Below are 18,610 nucleotides of genomic sequence, written 5' to 3'. Positions count from 1 at the left end.
TTCACCTTTGAAAGGGTCACCAGTCTATCGGTGGTTCCCCCCGGTATCTAAGCCAGTCGTTCACCGTTGAAAATGGCCGCGATCCGAAAAACCCCGCGTGTGCGGACAGGGGCGACGGGTGGGCGCTGGCGATGACCATATCGCCGCGCGCGGTGTCCGGCGCAAAGCCCTGCGCGTGGCGGCCCCACAGGGCGTAGGCGCGGGGGCGGTCTGACAGCCTTGCGATGACCTGACGGGTCAGGGTGTCCCACCCCAGCCGGGCATGACCGCCGGCACGGCCCTGCGGCACGCTCAGCGCGGTGTTCAGCAGCAGCACGCCTTGCGCGGCCCAGTCGGACAGGTCGGTCTGTTTGCGCGCGACATGCAGATCGTCGCGCAACTCCTTGAAGATGTTGCCGAGGCTATCCAGCCGTCCACCGAAGCCTTGCGGGATCGAGAAGGCCAGACCATCCGCCTTGCCGGGGGTATGGTAGGGGTCCTGCCCGAGGATCACGACGCGCACCGCATCGGGCGGCGTCAGCGCAAGCGCCTTGAACCGCAGATGGGCGGGGGGCAGCACCGGGTTGGTCGATGCATCCAGCCGTGCGGCAATGGCGGGCCAAGTCTGGCTGAAGAACGGCAGGTCGGCCCATGCGCCGATGCCGAGGGCGGCGCCGGTCACGCGGCGCTGGTGATGCGCGCCACGGTCGCCACCGCCTGTGCCGCGCGTCCGCTGTCGATGCTGGACGCTCCCAGTGCCACACCATCCGGCAGCGCATCCACGCGACCTGCCACCAGCAGGGCAGCGGCGGCGTTCAGCAGCACGGCGTCGCGGAAGGCACCGCGCTCTCCCGCCAGCAAGGCACGGAAGGCGGTCGCGTTCTCCTCCGGCGACCCACCGACGATGGCCTCGAACGGGTGGACGGGCAGGCCCGCATCTTCGGGGTGAACCTCGCGTTCGGTCACGGTGCCGTCGCGCAGTTCGGCGACCCAGCTGACGCCCGAAATCGCCAGCTCGTCGGTGCCGTCCGATCCGTGGACCAGCCATGCGGCGTCGGACCCGAGGTTCAGCAGCACTTCGGCCATCGGGCGGATCAGGTCGCGGCGATAGGCACCCGTCAACTGGCGTTTCACCCCGGCGGGATTGGTCAGGGGGCCGAGGATGTTGAAGATCGTCCGCGTTCCCAGTTCCGCGCGCACCGGCCCGACATGCGCCATGGCCGGATGGTGCAGCGGGGCCATCATGAAGCCGATCCCGGCCTCGGCCAGACACGCCTCGACCGCGCGGGGCCCGACCATGACGTTGACGCCCATGGCGGTCTGCACGTCGGCGGTGCCGGATTTCGAGCTGAGGTTGCGATTGCCGTGCTTGGCCACAGGCACGCCGGCCCCCGCCACGACATAGGCGGTCGCGGTCGAGATGTTCAGCGTATGCTTGCCGTCGCCCCCCGTGCCGACGATGTCGATGGCGCCCGCAGGGGCCTGCACGGGCAGGCATTTCGCGCGCATCACGCTTGCTGCGGCGGCGTATTCATCCACCGTCTCGCCGCGCGTGCGCAGCGCCATCAGCAGCCCGCCGATCTGCGCGGGCGTGGCATCTCCGGCGAACAGGATGCCGAAGGCGGCCTCGGCCTGCGCGCGGGTCAGCGGGCCGTCGGCGGCAGCGGCGATCAGCGGCTTCAGCGCATCGCTCATGCAGGCGCGCCCGCGGTGTCGAGAAAGTTCTGCAGCATCCGGTGGCCGTGTTCGCTGCGGATGCTTTCGGGGTGGAACTGCACGCCCTCGATGGGCAGCGTGCGGTGCCGCAGGGCCATGATGGTGCCGTCCTCCAGATGCGCCGTCACCTCCAGTACGTCGGGCAGGGTGGCGCGGTCCACCACGAGGCTGTGGTAGCGGGTGGCCTGAAACGGGTCCGGAAGACCGCGGAAGACGCCCTGGCCTGCGTGATGCATGGTGCCCATCTTGCCGTGCACGATCTCGTGGCAGCGCACGACGGTGCCGCCGAACGCCTCGCCGATGGTCTGGTGGCCCAGGCACACGCCGAGCAGCGGGATGCGCGCCTCGGCGGCGGCCAGCGTCAGGGGCAGGCAGATGCCGGCCTGCGCGGGCGCTTTGGGGCCCGGCGACAGCACGATGGCGTCGGGGCGCAGGGCCATCGCCGCCTGCACATCCAGCGCATCGTTGCGGTGGACGACCACGTCGGCCCCCAGATCGCCCAGATAATGCACGAGGTTGTAGGTGAAACTGTCGTAGTTGTCGATCAGCAGGATCATGACGCCTCCCCCATCGCGGGGCAATTAGGGGCTACCGAAGGCCCGGCGCCTCACGGTATAGGTTGGGACGATATGGGGCAGGACGCGGGCAGGCGTCAAGGCCGCAGGCCGTCGCATCCCGGCATGGGCTGGACGGCCGGATGATGACGCGGACCGCGAGGTGACGGCGTCACGCAAGGTAGGGGCAGGGCGATGGCATTTCTCAAGGGCGCGGTCTGGGGCATCGTGATCGGCGGGGCGGGACTTGCGGGCCTGTCACTGGTGACGCCACAACCTGGCGGCGACGCATCGCCTGTGGCGGGCCGCGAAGGGACAGGCGCACCTGCGGAGGCCGCGACGGCGACCGATGTCGCAGCATCGCAGACTGGAGTGCCTGTGGTGCCTGCCGCTGATGAGCCTGTCGGCGATGTGCCTGTCGGCAAAACTCCTGCCGACGATGCGCCCGTCGGCGACACCCCCAGCATCGACACGCCCGTCGCCTCGGTCGCGCCGGCAACAGATGAGGCCGGGAGCCGCACCGCGCCCGCAGCCGCCCCCCTGACGGATGCGCCGGTGATCGTGTCGCCAGCCGTGCCATCGGTGCAGCCAGCGCCGGTCGTGGCGGACGATGCGCCAGCCAGCCGTGGCGCAACACCGGCCGAACCCGTCGCACCCATCGCCGGCACGCCCCCTGCCACGCCCGATCCGGCCCCCGCCGTCCCGCCGCAGACGGCAGCGGCCGTGATCGTGCCGCCATCGCCCCCGGTCGAGGCCGCGCCCGTGACCGCCCCAACCGGCGAGGCGACCGTGCTGCCCAATCCGCAGGGCGTTGCCCCGGCGATCCCCGCGCCTGAGGCCGATATCGTCATCGGGACCGACACCGCCACGCCTCCCGGCCCAGCCGAGGTGACGGTGATCGACGATGCGGGCAGCATTGCGCCGCCGTCCGAAGGGACCGCTCTGGTCGAAGTGCTGCCCGCCGACGCGACCCCACCCACGACGCCGCAGGCCACACCGGCGGACGACGCGGCGGGCCGCGCGACCGCCGCCGCCACACCCGCGACCTCCGGCGATGACATGGCCGACGCTGCTCCATCGCAGGGCAGTGCGACGATGACTGTCGCCGTGCCTGAACCGGATGGCGGTGCGGCTGCGGTGGCAGGTGCGGAAACGGTGCAGGACGCGGATGTGGCGGCACCAGCCGCGGGCAATGACGCCGGTGCGGATGGCCCCGGTGCGGACACGACCCCCGGCGACAGGCCCGGCGTGACCGCCCTGATCGGCACCCCCACGACCGGCCTGCCCGGTGGCACCGGCGGCGTCGTCGTGCGTCGTCCCGCCGTGACGGACCCGCTGCCGTCCGACGATCCCGCGCCCGAGGCTGCACCCGCCGTCGTGTCGGCCCTCGTGCAATACGGCGCCTTTCATGACAACGCCCTCGACCTGCCGTTGATGAGCATCGTGATCCTCGACGACGGCTCCTTGCCGGACGGGGCGCGGCTGCTGGCGGATGTGCCTTTTGCCGTGACCGTCCTGCTGGACCCCTCCGCCCCCGACGCCGCCGCACGGATGGCCGACTACACCGCAGCCGGGATCGAGGTCGCGGCGCTGGCCGCCTTTCCCGCAGGTGCGACCCCGTCGGACGCCGCCGTGACGCTGGAGGCGACCTTTGCCGCCCTGCCGCGCGCGGTGGCGGTGGTCGAGACGGGCGACACGTCCCCGGATGCGGCGGTGACGGACCGGATCGTGGCCGACCTTGCGGTGACGGGCCGCGGTCTGGTGATCCCGGATCAGGGGTTGAACAGCGGCCTGCGGGTGGCGGCGGACGCCGCCGTGCCCGCCACCACGATCTACCGCGATCTGGACGGCAACGGTCAGGACGCCCGCGTGATCCGCCGTTTCGTGGACGAGGCGGCGTTTCGGGCCCGGCAGCAGTCCGGCATCGTCCTGCTGGGGCGACTGCGGCCCGACACGATCAGCGCGTTGATCCTGTGGGGATCCGCCGCCCGCGCGGACGAGGTGTCGTTGGCCCCCTTGTCGGCCACGCTGCTGGCGCTGCCGCAGGGTTAGGCTGTCAGCGCGGGGGCGCGTCACGCGATCAGAGCTTGCGCAGATACGCCTTTGACACGTGCCCGCGCGGCCCGCCGGGCTGGTCGAGCCTGACTTCGCACCATTGCGTGCTGCCGGCGGGTTCGCAGGTCAGTACGTCCACCACGGCACCGTTCGGCAGGCCGATGATGACGTCGTAACCGGTGCCGGGACCTGCGCGCAGCTTCAGCAGGTCGTCGGCCTCGACGGCCACGACCTCGTGCCGGCCCAGTGGGCCCGTGGCGGTGCTGGACGCGCAGGCGGCGGCGATCAGGGGCAGCATCAGGATCAGGGTGCGCATCGCGGGTCTCCTCTGGCTGTCAGGCTAACGGTTGCCCTTGGCGGTGAACATGGCTGCATCGGCGGCGGCCTTGCGGATGGCGTTCGATTTGTGGACGGTTTCCTGATACTCCGCCTCGGGGTCGCTGTCATAGACGACACCGCCACCGGCCTGAATATAGAGCTTCCCGTCCTTCAGTACGGCGGTGCGCAGGCTGATGCACATGTCCATGTCGCCGTTGGCCGAAAAGTATCCGCAGCCGCCGCCATAGACGCCGCGCTTTTCCGGCTCCAGCTCGTCGATGATCTCCATCGCGCGGACCTTGGGGGCACCTGACACGGTCCCGGCTGGCATGCCTGCAAAGAACGCCGACAGCGCGTCTTGGTCGTCGCGCAACTCGCCCACCACGTTGCTGACGATGTGCATGACGTGGGAATAGCGTTCCACGATGAACTGTTCCGTCGGGCGCACGGTGCCCACCTTGCTGACGCGGCCGGTGTCGTTGCGGCCCAGATCCAGCAGCATCAGGTGTTCCGCCAGCTCCTTCTGATCCGCCAGCAGATCCGCCTCGAGCGCCGCATCCTCGGCGGGGGTGGCACCGCGCTTGCGGGTGCCTGCAATGGGGCGGATCGTGACCTCGCGCCCGAAGACGCGCACGAGGATTTCCGGGCTGGCGCCGATCACCTGAAAGTCGCCGAAGTTGAAGTAGAACATGAAGGGCGACGGATTGGTCCGCCGCAGGGAGCGGTAGAGCGCGAAGGGCGGCTCTCGGAAGTCCTGCGTCCAGCGCTGCGACGGGACCACCTGAAAGATGTCGCCGGCGCGGATGTAGTCCTTCGCCGCCTTGACCGCCGCGAGGTAGCCCGCGTGGGTGAAGTTCGACACCGGCTCTGCGATGGGGGCGGGGTCGGCCAGCGCATGGGTCTGCGGCACGCTGCGGTCGAGGGCGCGTTCCGCGTCGTGCACCCGTTCGGCGGCCTGCGCATAGGCGGCCCGCGCGGACAGATCGCCGCCCGTCCATGCGGGTGCCACAAGGATCACGTCGCCCTTCACCCCGTCCAGCACCGCCATGACCGACGGCCGCAGCATCACCGCGTCGGGCAGGTCCAGCGGGTCGGGGTTCACATGGGGCAGGCGTTCCACCAGCCGGATCATGTCATAGCCGAGATATCCGAACAGCCCCGCGCTGGCGGCGGGCAGATCGGCGGGCAAGGCGATGCGGCTTTCCGCGATCAGGCCGCGCAGGGCGGTCAGGGGATCGGTGCCGTCCGTCACGAAACCGTCCGGGTCATAGCGCGCCGCGCGGTTGGTGCGGCTGGTGGCGCCGCGACACTCCCAGATCAGGTCGGGGTTCAGGCCGATCATCGAATAGCGGCCGCGCACCTCGCCGCCGGTGACGCTTTCCAGCATGAAGGTGTTGATGCCCGCATCGCCCAGTTTCAGCATCAACGACACCGGCGTGTCCAGATCAGCCGCCAGACGGGTCCAGACCACCTGATTTTCACCACGGTCATAGCCAGCGGCGAACGTCTCAAAGTCGGGCGATAGCGCCATGGGATTGTCGTCCTTCAAGGCTGTTCCGGGCAGGTCTGTGTAGGGCAATGCTGTGCCGGGCAAGGCTGATTTGGGCAAGGCTGAATCTGGCAAGGCTGGGACTGGCAGGGCCGGGGCGGGCACATTCCGGCCGGGCGGCGCCGCGACGGGGGTCAGACCCCGTCACGGCTGGCAATCACTGAAGCTGTGCGTTGATCGCCGCCACGGCCGCCTGATCCACCGTCACGTCGGTGCGCGACCGGACGGCGGCGGCATAGACCTCGAACAGGTCCTGCGACAACCCGGCCGCGGCCTGCGCCGCAATGTCGGCGGCCTGTGCGACCTGCCGTTCGGCGGTCAGGTCGGCTGGCGTCTCTGCATCCAGCCGCACGACGATGGCGCCGGTGTCGGTGGGCAGGGCACGCACCTCTCCTGCCGACATCTGAAAGACCGTCTGCATCAGGTTCTGCGGCGCATCCGCCACGAAGGCGCCCCGCGTCAGGTTCGACGTGGTGGTGGGCGTCAGGCCCAGCGTGGTCAGGTCCGTCTGTGGCGTCACCTGTGCCGCGATCTCTTCCGCACGTGTCAGGATCGCCGTCTGCTCCGCGGCGGCGCGCCATGCGCGCTCCAGCCGGTCGCGCACATCGTCCAGCGGCTGCACCGTGGGGGGCACGATGCCATCGAGGCGCAGCGCGAAGATGCCGCCATCCTCGAGGTTGTAGACCTGCGGAAATGCCCCTGTCGTCGCGGCGGCGGCCGCCTCGCGGAACTCGGCATAGGCGGCGGGGCCGTCGGTGCTGGCGGTGGTGAAGGCGATGCTGCCGGGTTCCAGATCCGTGCGCTCTGCCAGATCCTCGATCGATGCACCCCCGGCGATCAGGTCGTTGATCGCCTCGGCATCGGTCTGGATCACGCGGCGCGCCTGTGCCGTGGCCAGTTCGGCGCGCAACTCCGGCTCCGCGTCCTCGAACGGCGTCTCTTCGGCGTTCAGCACGGCGTTGACGCGGAACAGCGCGGGGCCAAGGTCGGTGTCGATCGGACCCGCCACGTCGCCAGCGGCTGTGGCAAAGACGGCGTCGGCGGCGGTGCCCAGCGCATCGGCCGCCACGTCGCCGAGATCGACGTCCGACAGCGTCAGGCCGCGTTCGGTCACCAGATCCTCGAAGCTGGTCTCGCCTGCGGTCAGCCGGTCGGCGGCATCCTGCGCCGTCTCCGGCGTCTCGAACACGATGCGCTCAACCAGCCGCCGTTCAGGCTGTTGGAACGTGTCGATGCGCTGGTCGTAAAGGTCACGCACCTGTGCGTCGTCGATCACGACATCGTCGGCCAGCATGGCGGGCGTCAGCAGCGCATAGGTGATCTCGCGCACTTCGGGGGCCGTGAACATGTCCGGGTTGGCGTCGTAGAAGGTCTGCAGGTCGGCGTCCGTCGGGCCGGGGACCGGCGTGGTCAGGGCCGCGGCGGTGACGGGGGCAAAGGTGATGTCGCGCGTCTCGCCCAGGAACGACGTGACCGTTTCCGCATAGATGGGCGCAGACGTCACGCCGCCGACGACGGCGCCCTGCAGCAGGGTGCGGGCCATCTCGTCACGGATCGCCGCTTCGTAGTCCGCCTCTGACAGGCCCACCTGCCGCAGGGCGGCGCCGTAGGCCTCGCGGTCGAAGCTGCCCGAGAGGGACTGGAACGCCCCGTTGCCCAGCACCGCCTCCAGCACCCGCTCGTCGCCGATGGACAGGCCGAGTTCGGCTGCCTCGTTGTCCAGCGTACGCTGTGTTACGACCTGGTTCAGCACCGCGGTGTCGAGACCCATGGACTGCGCCTGCGCGAACGTCACGCGGCTGCCGACCTGTGCCTCGATCGCGCGCAGCTGTTCGTTCAGGGCCGTCTGATAGGCGGCGACCGAGATGTCCTTGGACCCGGCGCTGCCGATGGTGCGCAGCGTGCCGTTGAACCCCCCGGTGCCGAAGCTGAGCAGACCACCGATGATCAGGATCATGATGATCCACACGGCGATGGGTGTGCGCTTTTTCTTGTCAGCCATGATGGGTCGTCTTTCCTGCCGGTGGTCCGGCATCTGCATAAGTGGCCCCCCGCCTGCACGCAAGCGGTCCCGCACGACGGATCAGGGCTGCCAGCGGGCCAGCCGGTCGAACAGCTCCGCGATCTGGCCCGTATCGATGTTGGCAAAGGCGATGCGCAGCTCGCGCGCTCCAGCGGGATCGTCCGCCGGTCGGAACATGGTGCCGGGCAGGCACAGGATGCCCGCCTCCGCCACGAGGCGTTCGGCCAGTTCGACGGAGGCGACGGGATGGGGATGGCGCAGATATGCGAAATAGGCGCCGCAGCCCAGCACCTGCCAGCCTTGCGCCGTCAGTGGCGCGGCATGGGTGGCGATGGCGGCCGCACGTGCGATGATCTCGCTCCGCTCGCCCTGCAGCCAGTCGTCGAGGTTCTCCATCCCCCACAGCGCCGCGCGCTGACCCAGCTGGTTGGGACAGATCGTGACGGTATCGAGGAATTTCTCGATCTCGGCCAGGCGGGCAGGGCTCGTGGCGATGGTGCCCACCCGGTGCCCGGTCAGGCGGTACGCCTTGGAAAAGGAATAGAGCTGGATCAGCGTGTCGTCCCAGGAGGCGTCGGCGAACAAATCATGCGGTGCGCCGACCCGCGCATCGAAGTCGCGGTAGGTTTCGTCCACGATCAGCGCGATGCGGTGCGCCCGGCACAGGTCGCGAAACGCCCTCAGGGTGGCGGCGGGATAGGCCACGCCGCAGGGGTTGTTCGGCGTCACCAGCACGATGGCCCGCGTGCGCGCGGTGATCAGGGCTGCGGCGGCGTCCGGGTCCGGCAGCAGGTCCGGCCCGGTCTGCAGCGGGATGGCGGCGACGCCCGCCATGTCCAGCCACATCGCATGGTTGAAATACCACGGCACCGCCAGGATGACCGCGTCCCCCTCGCCGCACAGGCTGGCGATGGCCGCCGCGAAGGCCTGATTGCACCCGGACGTGATGGCGACCTGTCCCGCCGCGACCGCACCGCCATAGAGCCGCGTCCAGCGGTCCGCGACCGCCGCCCGCAGCGCCGGAAGTCCCAGCACCGGGCCATAGAGATGGGCTGCGTCATCCTCCATCGCGCTGCGGGCGATCGCCTGCCGCAGCGCCAGCGGCGGCGGTGCCGTCGGCGCGGCCTGGCTCACGTTCAGCAGCGGACGGTCCGCCGGATGCACGACCCCGTCCAGCCAGCGGCGCGCCTGCATCACGGGGGGCGCGATCGTGGCGGTGGTGCGGGGGATGGTCATGTGCTCTCCTGTCCGGCGGGCTGCGCCCGCGGAGCCTCCGGCGGGCGTATTGGAGGCAAGATGATGGGCGGGCGCTGCGGGGCCGTCAACGTCGCACGCCGCAGGACCGCCTGTAGGGCCCGGCGATCCGGACCCGGTGCCGATCAGGCCGACCGCGCGCCATCCTCATCCTCGCTTTTTGCCCAAATACTCCCGCCGGAGGCTCCGACGTCGCGGCGTGGACCCGCCTCAGTCCTTGCCGCGGTAGGGCTCGACGTATTGCAGCGCCATATCCCACGGAAAAAAGATCCACGTGTCCTGGCTGACCTCGGTGATGAAGGTGTCGACCTGTGGGCGGCCCTTGGGCTTGGCGTAGACGGTGGCGAAATGCGCCTTGGGATACAGGGCGCGCACCAGTTCCAGCGTGCGGCCCGAGTCGACCAGATCATCCACGATCAGGATGCCGGTGCCGTCGCCCATGATGTCCGCGTCGGGTGATTTCAGCACCCGTGCCTCGGACTGGTCCTGGTGGTCGTAGGATTTCACGCTGATCGTGTCCACGGTACGGATGTCGAGTTCGCGCGCCACGATCATCGCGGGGGCCATGCCACCGCGGGTGATCGCCACCACGGCCCGCCACGCGCCGTCGTCGGGGCCATAGCCGTCCAGCCGCCACGCCAGCGCGCGGCTGTCGCGGTGGATCTGGTCCCAGCTGATGTGAAAGCCCTTCTCGTGGGGCAGGCGGCTGGGGTCTTTTGCAGGCGCTTGGGCGTCGGGCATGTCGGTGATCCTTATGTCAGGGCGATCTTGAGGCCCAGCAGGGCGAGAAGCGTGCCGAAACCCCGGTCGATCCAGGTCTTGGCGCGGGCATAGGCGGCGCGGGGGCGGGGCCACGAAAACACGCGGGCCACCACGAGGTACCACAGCGTTTCGTTCAGACCCACGGCCAGCAGGATGGCCAGTTTCCAACCCGTCGGTGTATCGACCGGGATCAAGGTGGCGAACACGGCACCGAAGAAAACCGCCGTCTTGGGATTGCTGGCGAATGTCAGCACGCCAAGGCGGACCGCCTGTCCGACGGACCGGGGCGCTGCGGTCACGACGGCCTGTGGCAAAGGATCGGCGGCATGGCGCCACATGCGCACCGCCAGCCAGAGCAGGAAGGCCGCACCGCCGATCTTCAGCGCCACGAAGAGCGCGGGGACCAGCGTGAACACCAGCGCCAGCCCCGCCAGCGCGGCGCCCGCCCACAGCATTGCGCCGATCCCGTAGCCCAGCGCCAGCGCCGCGGCCACGCGGAATCCTTCGGCCGCCGCGACCCGCAGGGCCACCACGAAGGCCGGTCCCGGAGAGATCGCGGCCGCCAGATGGATCAGCACGACCGATGCGAAGGCGGCCCAGGTCATGACGGCGTCAGTCCCCGGCGCTCTCTTTGCCGCTTTCCTTGGTGATGTCGGGGGCGTCCACGGCCTTCATGCCGACGACGTGGTAGCCCGCGTCGACGTGCAGCACCTCACCCGTGACCGCGCTGCCCAGATCGGACAGCAGGTAGAGGGCGGACTTGCCGACCTCCTCCTGCGTCACGGTGCGGCGCAGGGGGCTGTTGTATTCGTTCCATTTCATGATCAGGCGGAAGTCGCCGATGCCCGAAGCGGCCAGTGTCTTGATCGTGCCGGCGCTGATCGCGTTGACGCGAATGCCGTCCTTGCCCAGATCCTCGGCCATATAGCGGACCGACGCCTCCAGCGCGGCCTTGGCCACGCCCATCACGTTGTAATGGGGCATGACCTTTTCCGCACCGTAATAGGTCAGCGTCAGCGCAGAGCCACCGTGGTTCATCATCGCGGCCGCACGTTTCACCACGGCGGTAAAGGAATAGACCGAGATATCCATCGTGGTCAGGAAGTTCTGCCGCGACGTGTCGACATAGCGGCCGCGCAATTCGTTCTTGTCCGAAAAGCCAATGGCGTGGACGATGAAATCGAGGCTGCCCCATGCGTCCTTGAGGCTGGCGAAGAGCGCGTCGATCGATGCCTCGTCACCCACGTCGCAGGGCAGCACCAACGTCGATCCGACCGAGGCCGCCAGCGGATTGACCCGCTTCTTCAACGCATCGCCCTGATACGAAAACGCAAGCTCTGCGCCCGCGTCCGCCAGGCTGCGCGCGATGCCCCACGCGATCGACTTGTCGTTGGCCAGCCCCATGATGAGGCCGCGTTTTCCTACCATCAGTTGCGAGGTCATGCCGGTCCGTTCCATAGGGGTGCGTGCGCGTTGACGCCGGGTTTAGGCCAAGCGCGCGGTGCCAGCAAGCGGTGGCATCACGACACGGCCTTGTGAGGATGGCAGCCATCCCCTAGAACGGGTCGACAAGAAGGCGCGCACACCCATGTCGGACCGGGACGGAATATTTGCAGGCGACGATCCCTTTGCGCTGGCGCGCGACTGGATGGCCGTCGCGCGCGACAGCGAGGTGAACGATCCCGACGCGGTGGCGCTGGCGACGGTCGACCCTGCGGGCATGCCAAATGTGCGGATCGTGCTGCTGCGCCGGATCGAGGACGATGCCTTCGTCTTCTTCACCAACTACGACAGTGCCAAGGGGCGGGAGATCGGGGCCAGCGGCACCGCCGCCTTCGTGTTGCACTGGAAGAGCCTGCGCCGCCAGATCCGGGTGCGCGGGACCGTGACGCGCGAGGATGGTGCCATCGCCGACGACTACTATGCCGGTCGCGCGCTGGACAGCCGTCTGGGGGCCTGGGCCAGCGCCCAGTCGAACCCGCTGGACAGCCGTGCCGTGCTGATGGACAAGCTGGAGGCGATGCGCCAGACGTGGGGTGACGCGCCGCCGCGACCGCCGTTCTGGGGCGGCTTCCGCATCACGCCGACCGAGATCGAGTTCTGGGCGGACGGCCCGAACCGCCTTCATGACCGCTATCGCTGGACGGCGGCCGCGCCATCCGACACCCACCGCACCGCGACCGGCTGGACCGTATCCCGACTGTCGCCCTGACCACGACGCCCGGCGGGGCTGCGACCTTGTAGCCCAGTTGCGCAGATCCGACCCGCTTGCCGGACTGTTTTGAGAGTAGTTGCCATGCACACCGACGACCTTGCGCCCCCCCCCGCTGGTGACGCCACGACCGGATCCGGCGATGCGACCGCCGGTGCGCCGACCGCGGCCGATGCCGACGAATCCAGTACGGTCGTGACCGGCCAGGTCAAGTGGTTCGATGCGACCAAGGGTTTCGGATTCGTCGTGCGCGATGGCGGCGGACCGGATATCCTGCTGCATGCCAACGTGCTGCGCAACTACGGGCAGGGGTCCGTGGTCGAAGGCGCGCTGGTGGCGATGACCGTCGTCAGCACGCCGCGCGGCGATCAGGCGGATCGCATCGTGTCGATCACGCCGCCGGCGACAATGTCGGCGGTGCCGCTGGCCGACATGGAAAACATCACCGCCGAAGACATCGCAAGCTGCCCGCTGGAGCCTGCGCGCATCAAGTGGTTCGACAAGGCCAAGGGTTTTGGTTTCGCGAATGTGTTTGGCCAGCAGGACGACATTTTCCTACATGTCGAGGTGTTGCGGCGCAGCGGGTTGGCCGATGTGGCGACCGGCGAGGCGGTGGCGCTGCGGGTGATGCCCGGCCAGCGTGGCCGCATGGCCATCGACGTGGCGGCATGGGATCAGGGGTTGAAGACATGAGACGTTTCGCAGCGGCACTTGCACTGATGGCGACGACGGGGACGGCGCAGGCCGCCTGCCGTGACGATGCGGTGCTGCTGACGGGCGATTTCGGTCAGGCCAGCTTTGCCGTTACCGTCGCCGACGATCCCGCCGAACGGGCACAGGGCCTGATGAACGTGGAAGACATGCCCCGCATGACGGGCATGCTGTTCGTCTACGAAGGGCCGCAGATAGCCAGCTTCTGGATGCGCAACACGCTGATCCCGCTCGACATGATCTTTGCCGACGAGGACGGGGTGGTGCAGCACATCCACGCCGAGGCGATCCCGCTGGACGAAACGCCGATCCTGGGCGGCGACGACATCAAGTACGTGCTGGAGGTCAACGGCGGCATGGCGGACCGGCTGGGCCTGTCGCCGGGCGACGTGATGCAGCACCCGGCCATCGGCCCCGACCCCGCGATGCCTTGCGTCAGCTGATTGGGGCTTTCCAAGCGCGGCCGGGGCGGCTAGACGTGCCCTCGGTTCGGGGCGTAGCGCAGCCTGGTAGCGCATCTGTTTTGGGAACAGAGGGTCGTAGGTTCGAATCCTATCGCCCCGACCAGCACGACACACGGCACAGGCCCGATCGGGATGTCTGCCGCAAGTGATTTCACTCAATACGGATGTCCAGCCCCCCGCATCGCGCAGGGTTGAGGTGGCATGGCGATTGGCCTTATAGGGTTCCTCAACTCGCACGGACCCGGTGCAAATCCGGGTGGCTCTTCCGGCCGCCGATCCGCTGGACAACCCTGATGACACACATCGCATCGCAGACAGACCGCGCCCCTGACGGGTGCCGTCCTGTGCCGGGTATTGAACACATGATCTCTTATTCCGACTATCGCCGACAGTGGTTCGGCAACATCCGCGGCGACCTGCTGGCGGGTCTCGTGGTGGCGCTCGCCCTGATTCCAGAGGCGATCGCGTTTTCCATCATCGCCGGCGTCGATCCCAAGGTGGGGCTCTACGCCTCGTTTTCCATCGCGGTGCTGATCGCCTTCGTCGGCGGGCGGCCCGGCATGATTTCTGCCGCCACCGCCGCCACGGCGGTGCTGATGGTCACGCTGGTGCGCGACCATGGTCTGCAATACCTGCTGGCCGCCACGGTGCTGGCGGGTCTGGTCCAGATCGGCATGGGCCTGCTGAAACTGGGGCGCTTCATGCGCTATGTCTCGAAATCGGTGATGACAGGGTTCCTGAACGCGCTGGCGATCCTCATATTCATGGCGCAACTGCCCGAACTGAACCCGGCCAATCCGGGTGTCACCGGGCTGACCTATGCGCTGGTGGCGCTGGGGCTGGCGATCATCTACGGCTTGCCGCGGCTGACGACCGCCGTGCCGTCGCCGCTGGTCACCATCGTCGTGCTGACGCTGCTGGTGACGGCGATGGGCTGGGACGGGGTGCGCACGGTGGGCGACATGGGCGCGATGCCCGACACGTGGCCCGTGTTCCTGATCCCGCAGATCCCGCTGACGTTTCAGACGCTGCTGATCATCCTGCCCTATTCGCTGGGCATCGCCGTCGTCGGCCTGCTGGAAAGCCTGATGACGCAGAACGTGATCGACGATCTGACCGACACGCGGTCGAACCGCGACATGGAGTGCATCGGGCAAGGCATTGCCAACACCGCGACAGGGTTCATCGGTGGCATGGCGGGCTGTGCGATGATCGGGCAGTCGATCATCAACGTGAAATCCGGCGGGCGGGGGCGGCTGTCGTGCTTTACCGCCGGCGTGGTGCTGTTGATCCTCGTCGTGGGTCTGGGTGATCTGGTGGGCATGATCCCGATGCCCGCGCTTGTGGCCATCATGATCATGGTCTCCGTCGGCACGTTTTCATGGGCGTCGATCGCGGCGCTGCGGGTGCATCCGCGCTCGTCCAGCGTGGTGATGCTGGCGACGGTCGCCACCGTGGTCACCACCCACAATCTTGCCATCGGGGTGCTGGTGGGCGTGCTGCTGTCGGGCATCTTCTTTGCCGCCAAGATCGCGCAATTGTTCCGCATCACGTCCAGACTTTCGGACGACGGTCGCACGCGGACTTACGTGGTCGAAGGCCAGCTGTTCTACGGCTCGGCCGAGGATTTTGCCAAGGCCTTCGATTTCGGCGACGCACCGGAGCGGGTCGTGATCGACGTGAGCGGCGCGCATATCTGGGACATCAGTTCCGTGCAGGCGCTGGACATGGCGATCCTGAAGTTCCGCCGTCACGGTACGGTGGTCGAGGTCATCGGGATGAACAGCGCCTCCGAGACCATCGTCGACAAACTTGCCGTTCACGACAAGCCCGGTGCCTTGGACGGACTGATGGATCATTGATACACTCTTCTGACGGCGCGACAGGTCCGTAACCGGCAGTTTTCGGCCCATTGCCGTGGCAAGTGATATATACCTGTCACACGGATGCTGTTAATCAGCGGACAGCAGCAACGGGCAGACCAGTCGCTTCACCGGCCAGCGCGGCCGGTCAGGGGCGGCGGCCCCTTCAGGACAAAGGTCCAGACCATGAAAATCGCGATCTTCGGCGGCGACGGCTTTGTCGGCTGGCCCACCACACTGCACCTGTCCGATCAGGGCCACGAGGTGCATGTCCTCGACAACCTGTCGCGCCGCTGGATCGACGCGGAACTGGGCGTGCAGTCCCTGACGCCGATGGACAGTATTCAGGAACGCTGCCGGATCTGGCACGACGTGACGGGGCGGCGCATCCAGTTCCACCTGCTTGACCTTGCCAAGGAATACGAACGGGTGAAGGCGTGGCTGGGCGACGTGAAGCCCGACGTGGTGATCCATTTCGCCGAACAGCGCGCCGCGCCCTATTCGATGAAGACCGACCGCCACAAGGTCTATACCGTCGACAACAACATCGGCGCGACCCACAACCTGCTGGCAGCACTGGTGGAAACCGACATCGACGCGCATGTGATCCATCTGGGCACGATGGGCGTCTATGGCTATTCCAGTGTCGGTGCGGCGATCCCCGAAGGCTATCTGGACGTGAAGGTGCAGACGCTTGACGGCAGCATGGCGGATCAGGCAATCCTTTATCCGACGAAACCCGGCTCGGTCTATCACATGACCAAGAGCCTCGATCAGATCCTGTTCCAGTTCTATGCGCAGAACGACCGGCTGCGGATCACCGACCTGCATCAGGGCATCGTCTGGGGCACGCACACGGAACAGACGCGGCGGCATGAACAGCTCATCAACCGCTTTGACTACGACGGCGACTACGGCACCGTGCTGAACCGCTTTCTCATTCAGGCCGCCATTGGTTATCCTCTGACCGTGCACGGCACCGGCGGGCAGACGCGCGCGTTCATCCACATCCAGGATTCGGTGCGCTGCATCGAACTCGCCATGGCCGACGCCCCCAAGGCGGGGGACCGGGTCCGCATCTTCAACCAGATGACCGAAACCCACCGGGTCCGCGATCTGGCCGCGATGATTTCGCGGCTGACGGGGGCAGAGGTTCTGAACCTGCCGAACCCGCGCAAGGAAGCGCCCGAGAACGACCTGATCGTGCGCAACGCGCAGTTCCTTGCCCTCGGTCTGAACCCCACCACGCTGGCCGACGGCCTGCTGGAGGAGGTGGTCGAGGTGGCGAAGAAATACAGCTATCGCATCGACCGCAGCCGGATGCCCGCCGTCAGTGCCTGGACCCGCGATCTGGCCGACAAGGTCGAACACGACCCGGAAGCCAAGAAGCTGCGCGCCGTCTGATGACACGGCGTGCCTATGTCACGCTCGTGACCAACGCCGATTTCGCCCGCGGGGCGGCGGCGCTGGTCCGGTCGCTGACGCTGTCAGGCACCACCGCCGATCTGGTGGTGATGCACACCGGCGGGGTGAGGGCAGGGGATCTGGCCCCGCTGGCCGCGCGTGGTGCGCGGCTGGTGGCGGTCGATCTGCTGGACACGTCCGACGCGTTCAACACCGCCCACGACCGCGCCACGCTGCACGGGCGCGTGCCGTTCACCAAGGGCAACAAGCCCAGCTTTCACACGCCTTTGGATAACTTCGCCAAGTTGCGGCTGTGGCAGCTGGACTACGACTGTGTCGTGTTCCTCGATGCCGATACGCTGGTGCTGCGGAATTGCGACAGGCTCTTCGACTATCCGGAGTTTTGTGCAGCTCCCAACGTCTACGAAGGGCTGGCGGATTTCCGGCGCATGAACTCCGGCGTGTTCACGGCGCGGCCCGATGCGGCGACCTTTGCCGCAATGATGGCGCGGCTGGATCAGCCCGGCGCGTTCTGGCCGCGCACGGATCAGAGCTTTCTGCAGGACTTCTTTCCCGACTGGCACGGCCTGCCGGTGACGTTCAACATGCTGCAATACGTGTGGTTCGCCATGCCCGCCCTGTGGCACTGGCCGGACATCAACATCCTGCATTACCAGTATGAGAAGCCGTGGCAGATGGATCATGCGAAGGCGGACGCCCTCGCGCCGCTGATCGCGCTGTGGCAGGCCTATGCGGGCGACTGGCCGGTGCCGGTGGTGGCGGACCTGCCCGGACCTGTTCCGCCACGATGAAAGTTGCGGTCACCGGGGCCACAGGCATGGTGGGGCACGCCATCGCGGCCCATCTGGCGGGACAGGGCATGGCGGTCACGGCGCTTGGGCGCAAGGCGTCGCCGCTGCCGGGCGTGGCGCACCGGCCTTATGATCTGGACGGTCCGTTGCCTGACCTGACCGGGCTGGATGCGCTGGTGCATTGTGCGTTTTCCCACGTGCCCGGTCGCTATCGCGGCGGCGAAGGCGACGACCCTGACGGGTTCCGCCGTGCGAACGTCGACGGATCGCTGCGCCTGTTCCACCACGCGGCGGACAGCGGCGTGGGCCGCATCATCTTCTTGTCGTCGCGGGCGGTGCATGATGGCTGGCCTGCGGGCACGCCCTTGTCCGACGGGCTGACGCCGCGACCCCACAGCCTCTATGGTCTGGTCAAGGCAGAGGTCGAGGCGGGGCTTGCGGCGCTGACGCGACCGGGCCTTGCCACCGCCAGCCTGCGGGCGACGGGCGTCTATGGCGTGACCGACCCCGGTCAGCCGCACAAATGGGCGGACCTGTTCGGTGCCTTTGCCGCAGGAACCACCGCGCCGTCCCGCGTGGCGACCGAGGTGCATGGCGATGACCTTGCCGCCGCCGTGGCGCTGCTATTGCGGGCCGATGCGGCGGCGCTGGCCCCTCACAGCTTCAACGTCAGCGACATCCTGCTGGATCACCACGATCTGCTGACGCTGTGGGCTGACGTGTCGGGGCAGGTGGGCGTGTTGCCGCCCCGCGCCGATTCGGGTGCTGTCAGCGTGATGACATGCGAACGGCTGGCCGCCCTCGGCTGGCACCCGCGCGGCATGACGGGGCTGGCGACGTGGCTGCAGGACGCAGCACGCACTCAACCGATTCTCTCTGGTCCGGGACCACATCCGGGCTGAAGGCTGCCACGTGGCGGGTCTGCACGTTTCCTG

Annotated in this window: 18 protein-coding genes, 1 tRNA gene and 1 other annotated feature; of the genes, 9 read left to right on the top strand and 10 right to left on the bottom strand. The window is 68.0% G+C overall.

Annotated elements, in window-relative coordinates; all coding sequences use genetic code 11:
- Positions 1-16: 16 nt before the first annotated feature.
- The 3 genes from BMX16_RS01035 to BMX16_RS01025 are packed head-to-tail and all read right to left on the bottom strand — an operon-like array spanning position 17 to position 2,252.
- Complete coding sequence (locus BMX16_RS01035; protein ID WP_089897785.1) at positions 17-661, bottom strand: uracil-DNA glycosylase; 645 nt, start codon at positions 659-661, stop codon at positions 17-19.
- Positions 658-1,674 (bottom strand): anthranilate phosphoribosyltransferase, encoded by a 1,017-nt coding sequence (trpD, locus tag BMX16_RS01030; RefSeq protein WP_089897782.1) that lies wholly within the window; start codon positions 1,672-1,674, stop codon positions 658-660. Before trpD ends, BMX16_RS01035 begins: the two co-directional genes overlap by 4 nt.
- Entirely contained in the window at positions 1,671-2,252 is a 582-nt protein-coding gene (locus tag BMX16_RS01025; protein WP_089897781.1) for an anthranilate synthase component II, read from the bottom strand. Before BMX16_RS01025 ends, trpD begins: the two co-directional genes overlap by 4 nt.
- Before the next feature lie 192 nt (positions 2,253-2,444).
- Here BMX16_RS01025 and BMX16_RS01020 point away from each other — a divergent pair, with 192 nt between their 5' ends.
- A complete protein-coding gene (locus BMX16_RS01020; protein ID WP_089897779.1) occupies positions 2,445-4,301 on the top strand; it encodes a divergent polysaccharide deacetylase family protein in 1,857 nt (618 codons plus the stop codon).
- Positions 4,302-4,329: 28 nt separating this feature from the next.
- Here BMX16_RS01020 and BMX16_RS01015 read toward each other — a convergent pair whose 3' ends face one another.
- The 7 genes from BMX16_RS01015 to fabI form a co-directional block, all read right to left on the bottom strand.
- Entirely contained in the window at positions 4,330-4,620 is a 291-nt protein-coding gene (locus BMX16_RS01015) for an SH3 domain-containing protein (RefSeq protein ID WP_089897777.1), read from the bottom strand.
- A 24-nt stretch (positions 4,621-4,644) separates the two neighbouring features.
- The gene (gene trpE / locus BMX16_RS01010) at positions 4,645-6,153 is read right to left on the bottom strand and encodes an anthranilate synthase component I (protein ID WP_089897775.1); all 1,509 of its coding nucleotides are present in this window, start codon (positions 6,151-6,153) and stop codon (positions 4,645-4,647) included.
- Positions 6,154-6,328: 175 nt separating this feature from the next.
- On the bottom strand, positions 6,329-8,173 hold the full coding sequence (locus BMX16_RS01005; protein ID WP_089897774.1) for a peptidyl-prolyl cis-trans isomerase: 1,845 nt from the start codon (positions 8,171-8,173) through the stop codon (positions 6,329-6,331).
- An 81-nt stretch (positions 8,174-8,254) separates the two neighbouring features.
- The gene (locus BMX16_RS01000) at positions 8,255-9,430 is read right to left on the bottom strand and encodes an aminotransferase (protein WP_089897771.1); all 1,176 of its coding nucleotides are present in this window, start codon (positions 9,428-9,430) and stop codon (positions 8,255-8,257) included.
- A 228-nt stretch (positions 9,431-9,658) separates the two neighbouring features.
- Positions 9,659-10,189, bottom strand: a complete 531-nt coding sequence (gene gpt / locus BMX16_RS00995; protein WP_089897769.1) for a xanthine phosphoribosyltransferase — start codon at positions 10,187-10,189, stop codon at positions 9,659-9,661.
- Positions 10,190-10,200: 11 nt separating this feature from the next.
- On the bottom strand, positions 10,201-10,815 hold the full coding sequence (locus tag BMX16_RS00990) for a LysE family translocator (RefSeq protein WP_089897767.1): 615 nt from the start codon (positions 10,813-10,815) through the stop codon (positions 10,201-10,203).
- Between the two features lie 7 nt (positions 10,816-10,822).
- Positions 10,823-11,653, bottom strand: coding sequence for an enoyl-ACP reductase FabI (gene fabI, locus BMX16_RS00985; RefSeq protein ID WP_089897765.1), 831 nt, complete (start codon positions 11,651-11,653; stop codon positions 10,823-10,825).
- A 145-nt stretch (positions 11,654-11,798) separates the two neighbouring features.
- Here fabI and pdxH point away from each other — a divergent pair, with 145 nt between their 5' ends.
- The 8 genes from pdxH (at position 11,799) to BMX16_RS00945 (ending at position 18,577) form a co-directional block, all read left to right on the top strand.
- Entirely contained in the window at positions 11,799-12,422 is a 624-nt protein-coding gene (gene pdxH, locus BMX16_RS00980; RefSeq protein ID WP_089897763.1) for a pyridoxamine 5'-phosphate oxidase, read from the top strand.
- A gap of 84 nt (positions 12,423-12,506) precedes the next feature.
- Positions 12,507-13,115 carry a cold-shock protein gene (locus BMX16_RS00975; protein ID WP_089897761.1) on the top strand — a complete coding sequence of 203 codons (609 nt, stop codon included), beginning with the start codon at positions 12,507-12,509 and terminating at the stop codon, positions 13,113-13,115.
- Positions 13,112-13,576: a DUF192 domain-containing protein gene (locus tag BMX16_RS00970; RefSeq protein ID WP_089897759.1), complete on the top strand. Its 465-nt coding sequence runs from the start codon at positions 13,112-13,114 to the stop codon at positions 13,574-13,576. The genes BMX16_RS00975 and BMX16_RS00970 overlap by 4 nt, the downstream gene beginning before the upstream one ends.
- Before the next feature lie 47 nt (positions 13,577-13,623).
- Positions 13,624-13,700: transfer RNA gene (locus BMX16_RS00965), tRNA-Pro, on the top strand.
- Between the two features lie 131 nt (positions 13,701-13,831).
- Positions 13,832-13,887: a sequence feature (sul1 is cis-regulatory element that is thought to sense ions involved in sulfur or methionine metabolism; They are found in Alphaproteobacteria), on the top strand.
- Positions 13,888-13,959: 72 nt separating this feature from the next.
- Positions 13,960-15,459 carry a SulP family inorganic anion transporter gene (locus BMX16_RS00960; protein WP_089897756.1) on the top strand — a complete coding sequence of 500 codons (1,500 nt, stop codon included), beginning with the start codon at positions 13,960-13,962 and terminating at the stop codon, positions 15,457-15,459.
- A 186-nt stretch (positions 15,460-15,645) separates the two neighbouring features.
- Positions 15,646-16,863, top strand: a complete 1,218-nt coding sequence (locus BMX16_RS00955; protein WP_089897754.1) for an NAD-dependent epimerase/dehydratase family protein — start codon at positions 15,646-15,648, stop codon at positions 16,861-16,863.
- Positions 16,863-17,675, top strand: coding sequence for a glycosyltransferase (locus BMX16_RS00950; protein WP_089897752.1), 813 nt, complete (start codon positions 16,863-16,865; stop codon positions 17,673-17,675). Before BMX16_RS00955 ends, BMX16_RS00950 begins: the two co-directional genes overlap by 1 nt.
- Complete coding sequence (locus BMX16_RS00945; RefSeq protein WP_089897750.1) at positions 17,672-18,577, top strand: NAD-dependent epimerase/dehydratase family protein; 906 nt, start codon at positions 17,672-17,674, stop codon at positions 18,575-18,577. The genes BMX16_RS00950 and BMX16_RS00945 overlap by 4 nt, the downstream gene beginning before the upstream one ends.
- The last annotated feature ends 33 nt before the right edge of the window (positions 18,578-18,610 follow it).

This window comes from Loktanella fryxellensis, from assembly GCF_900110065.1.
Classification (GTDB): Bacteria; Pseudomonadota; Alphaproteobacteria; order Rhodobacterales; family Rhodobacteraceae; genus Loktanella; species Loktanella fryxellensis.
This window is presented reverse-complemented; position numbering and strand designations above follow the sequence as displayed.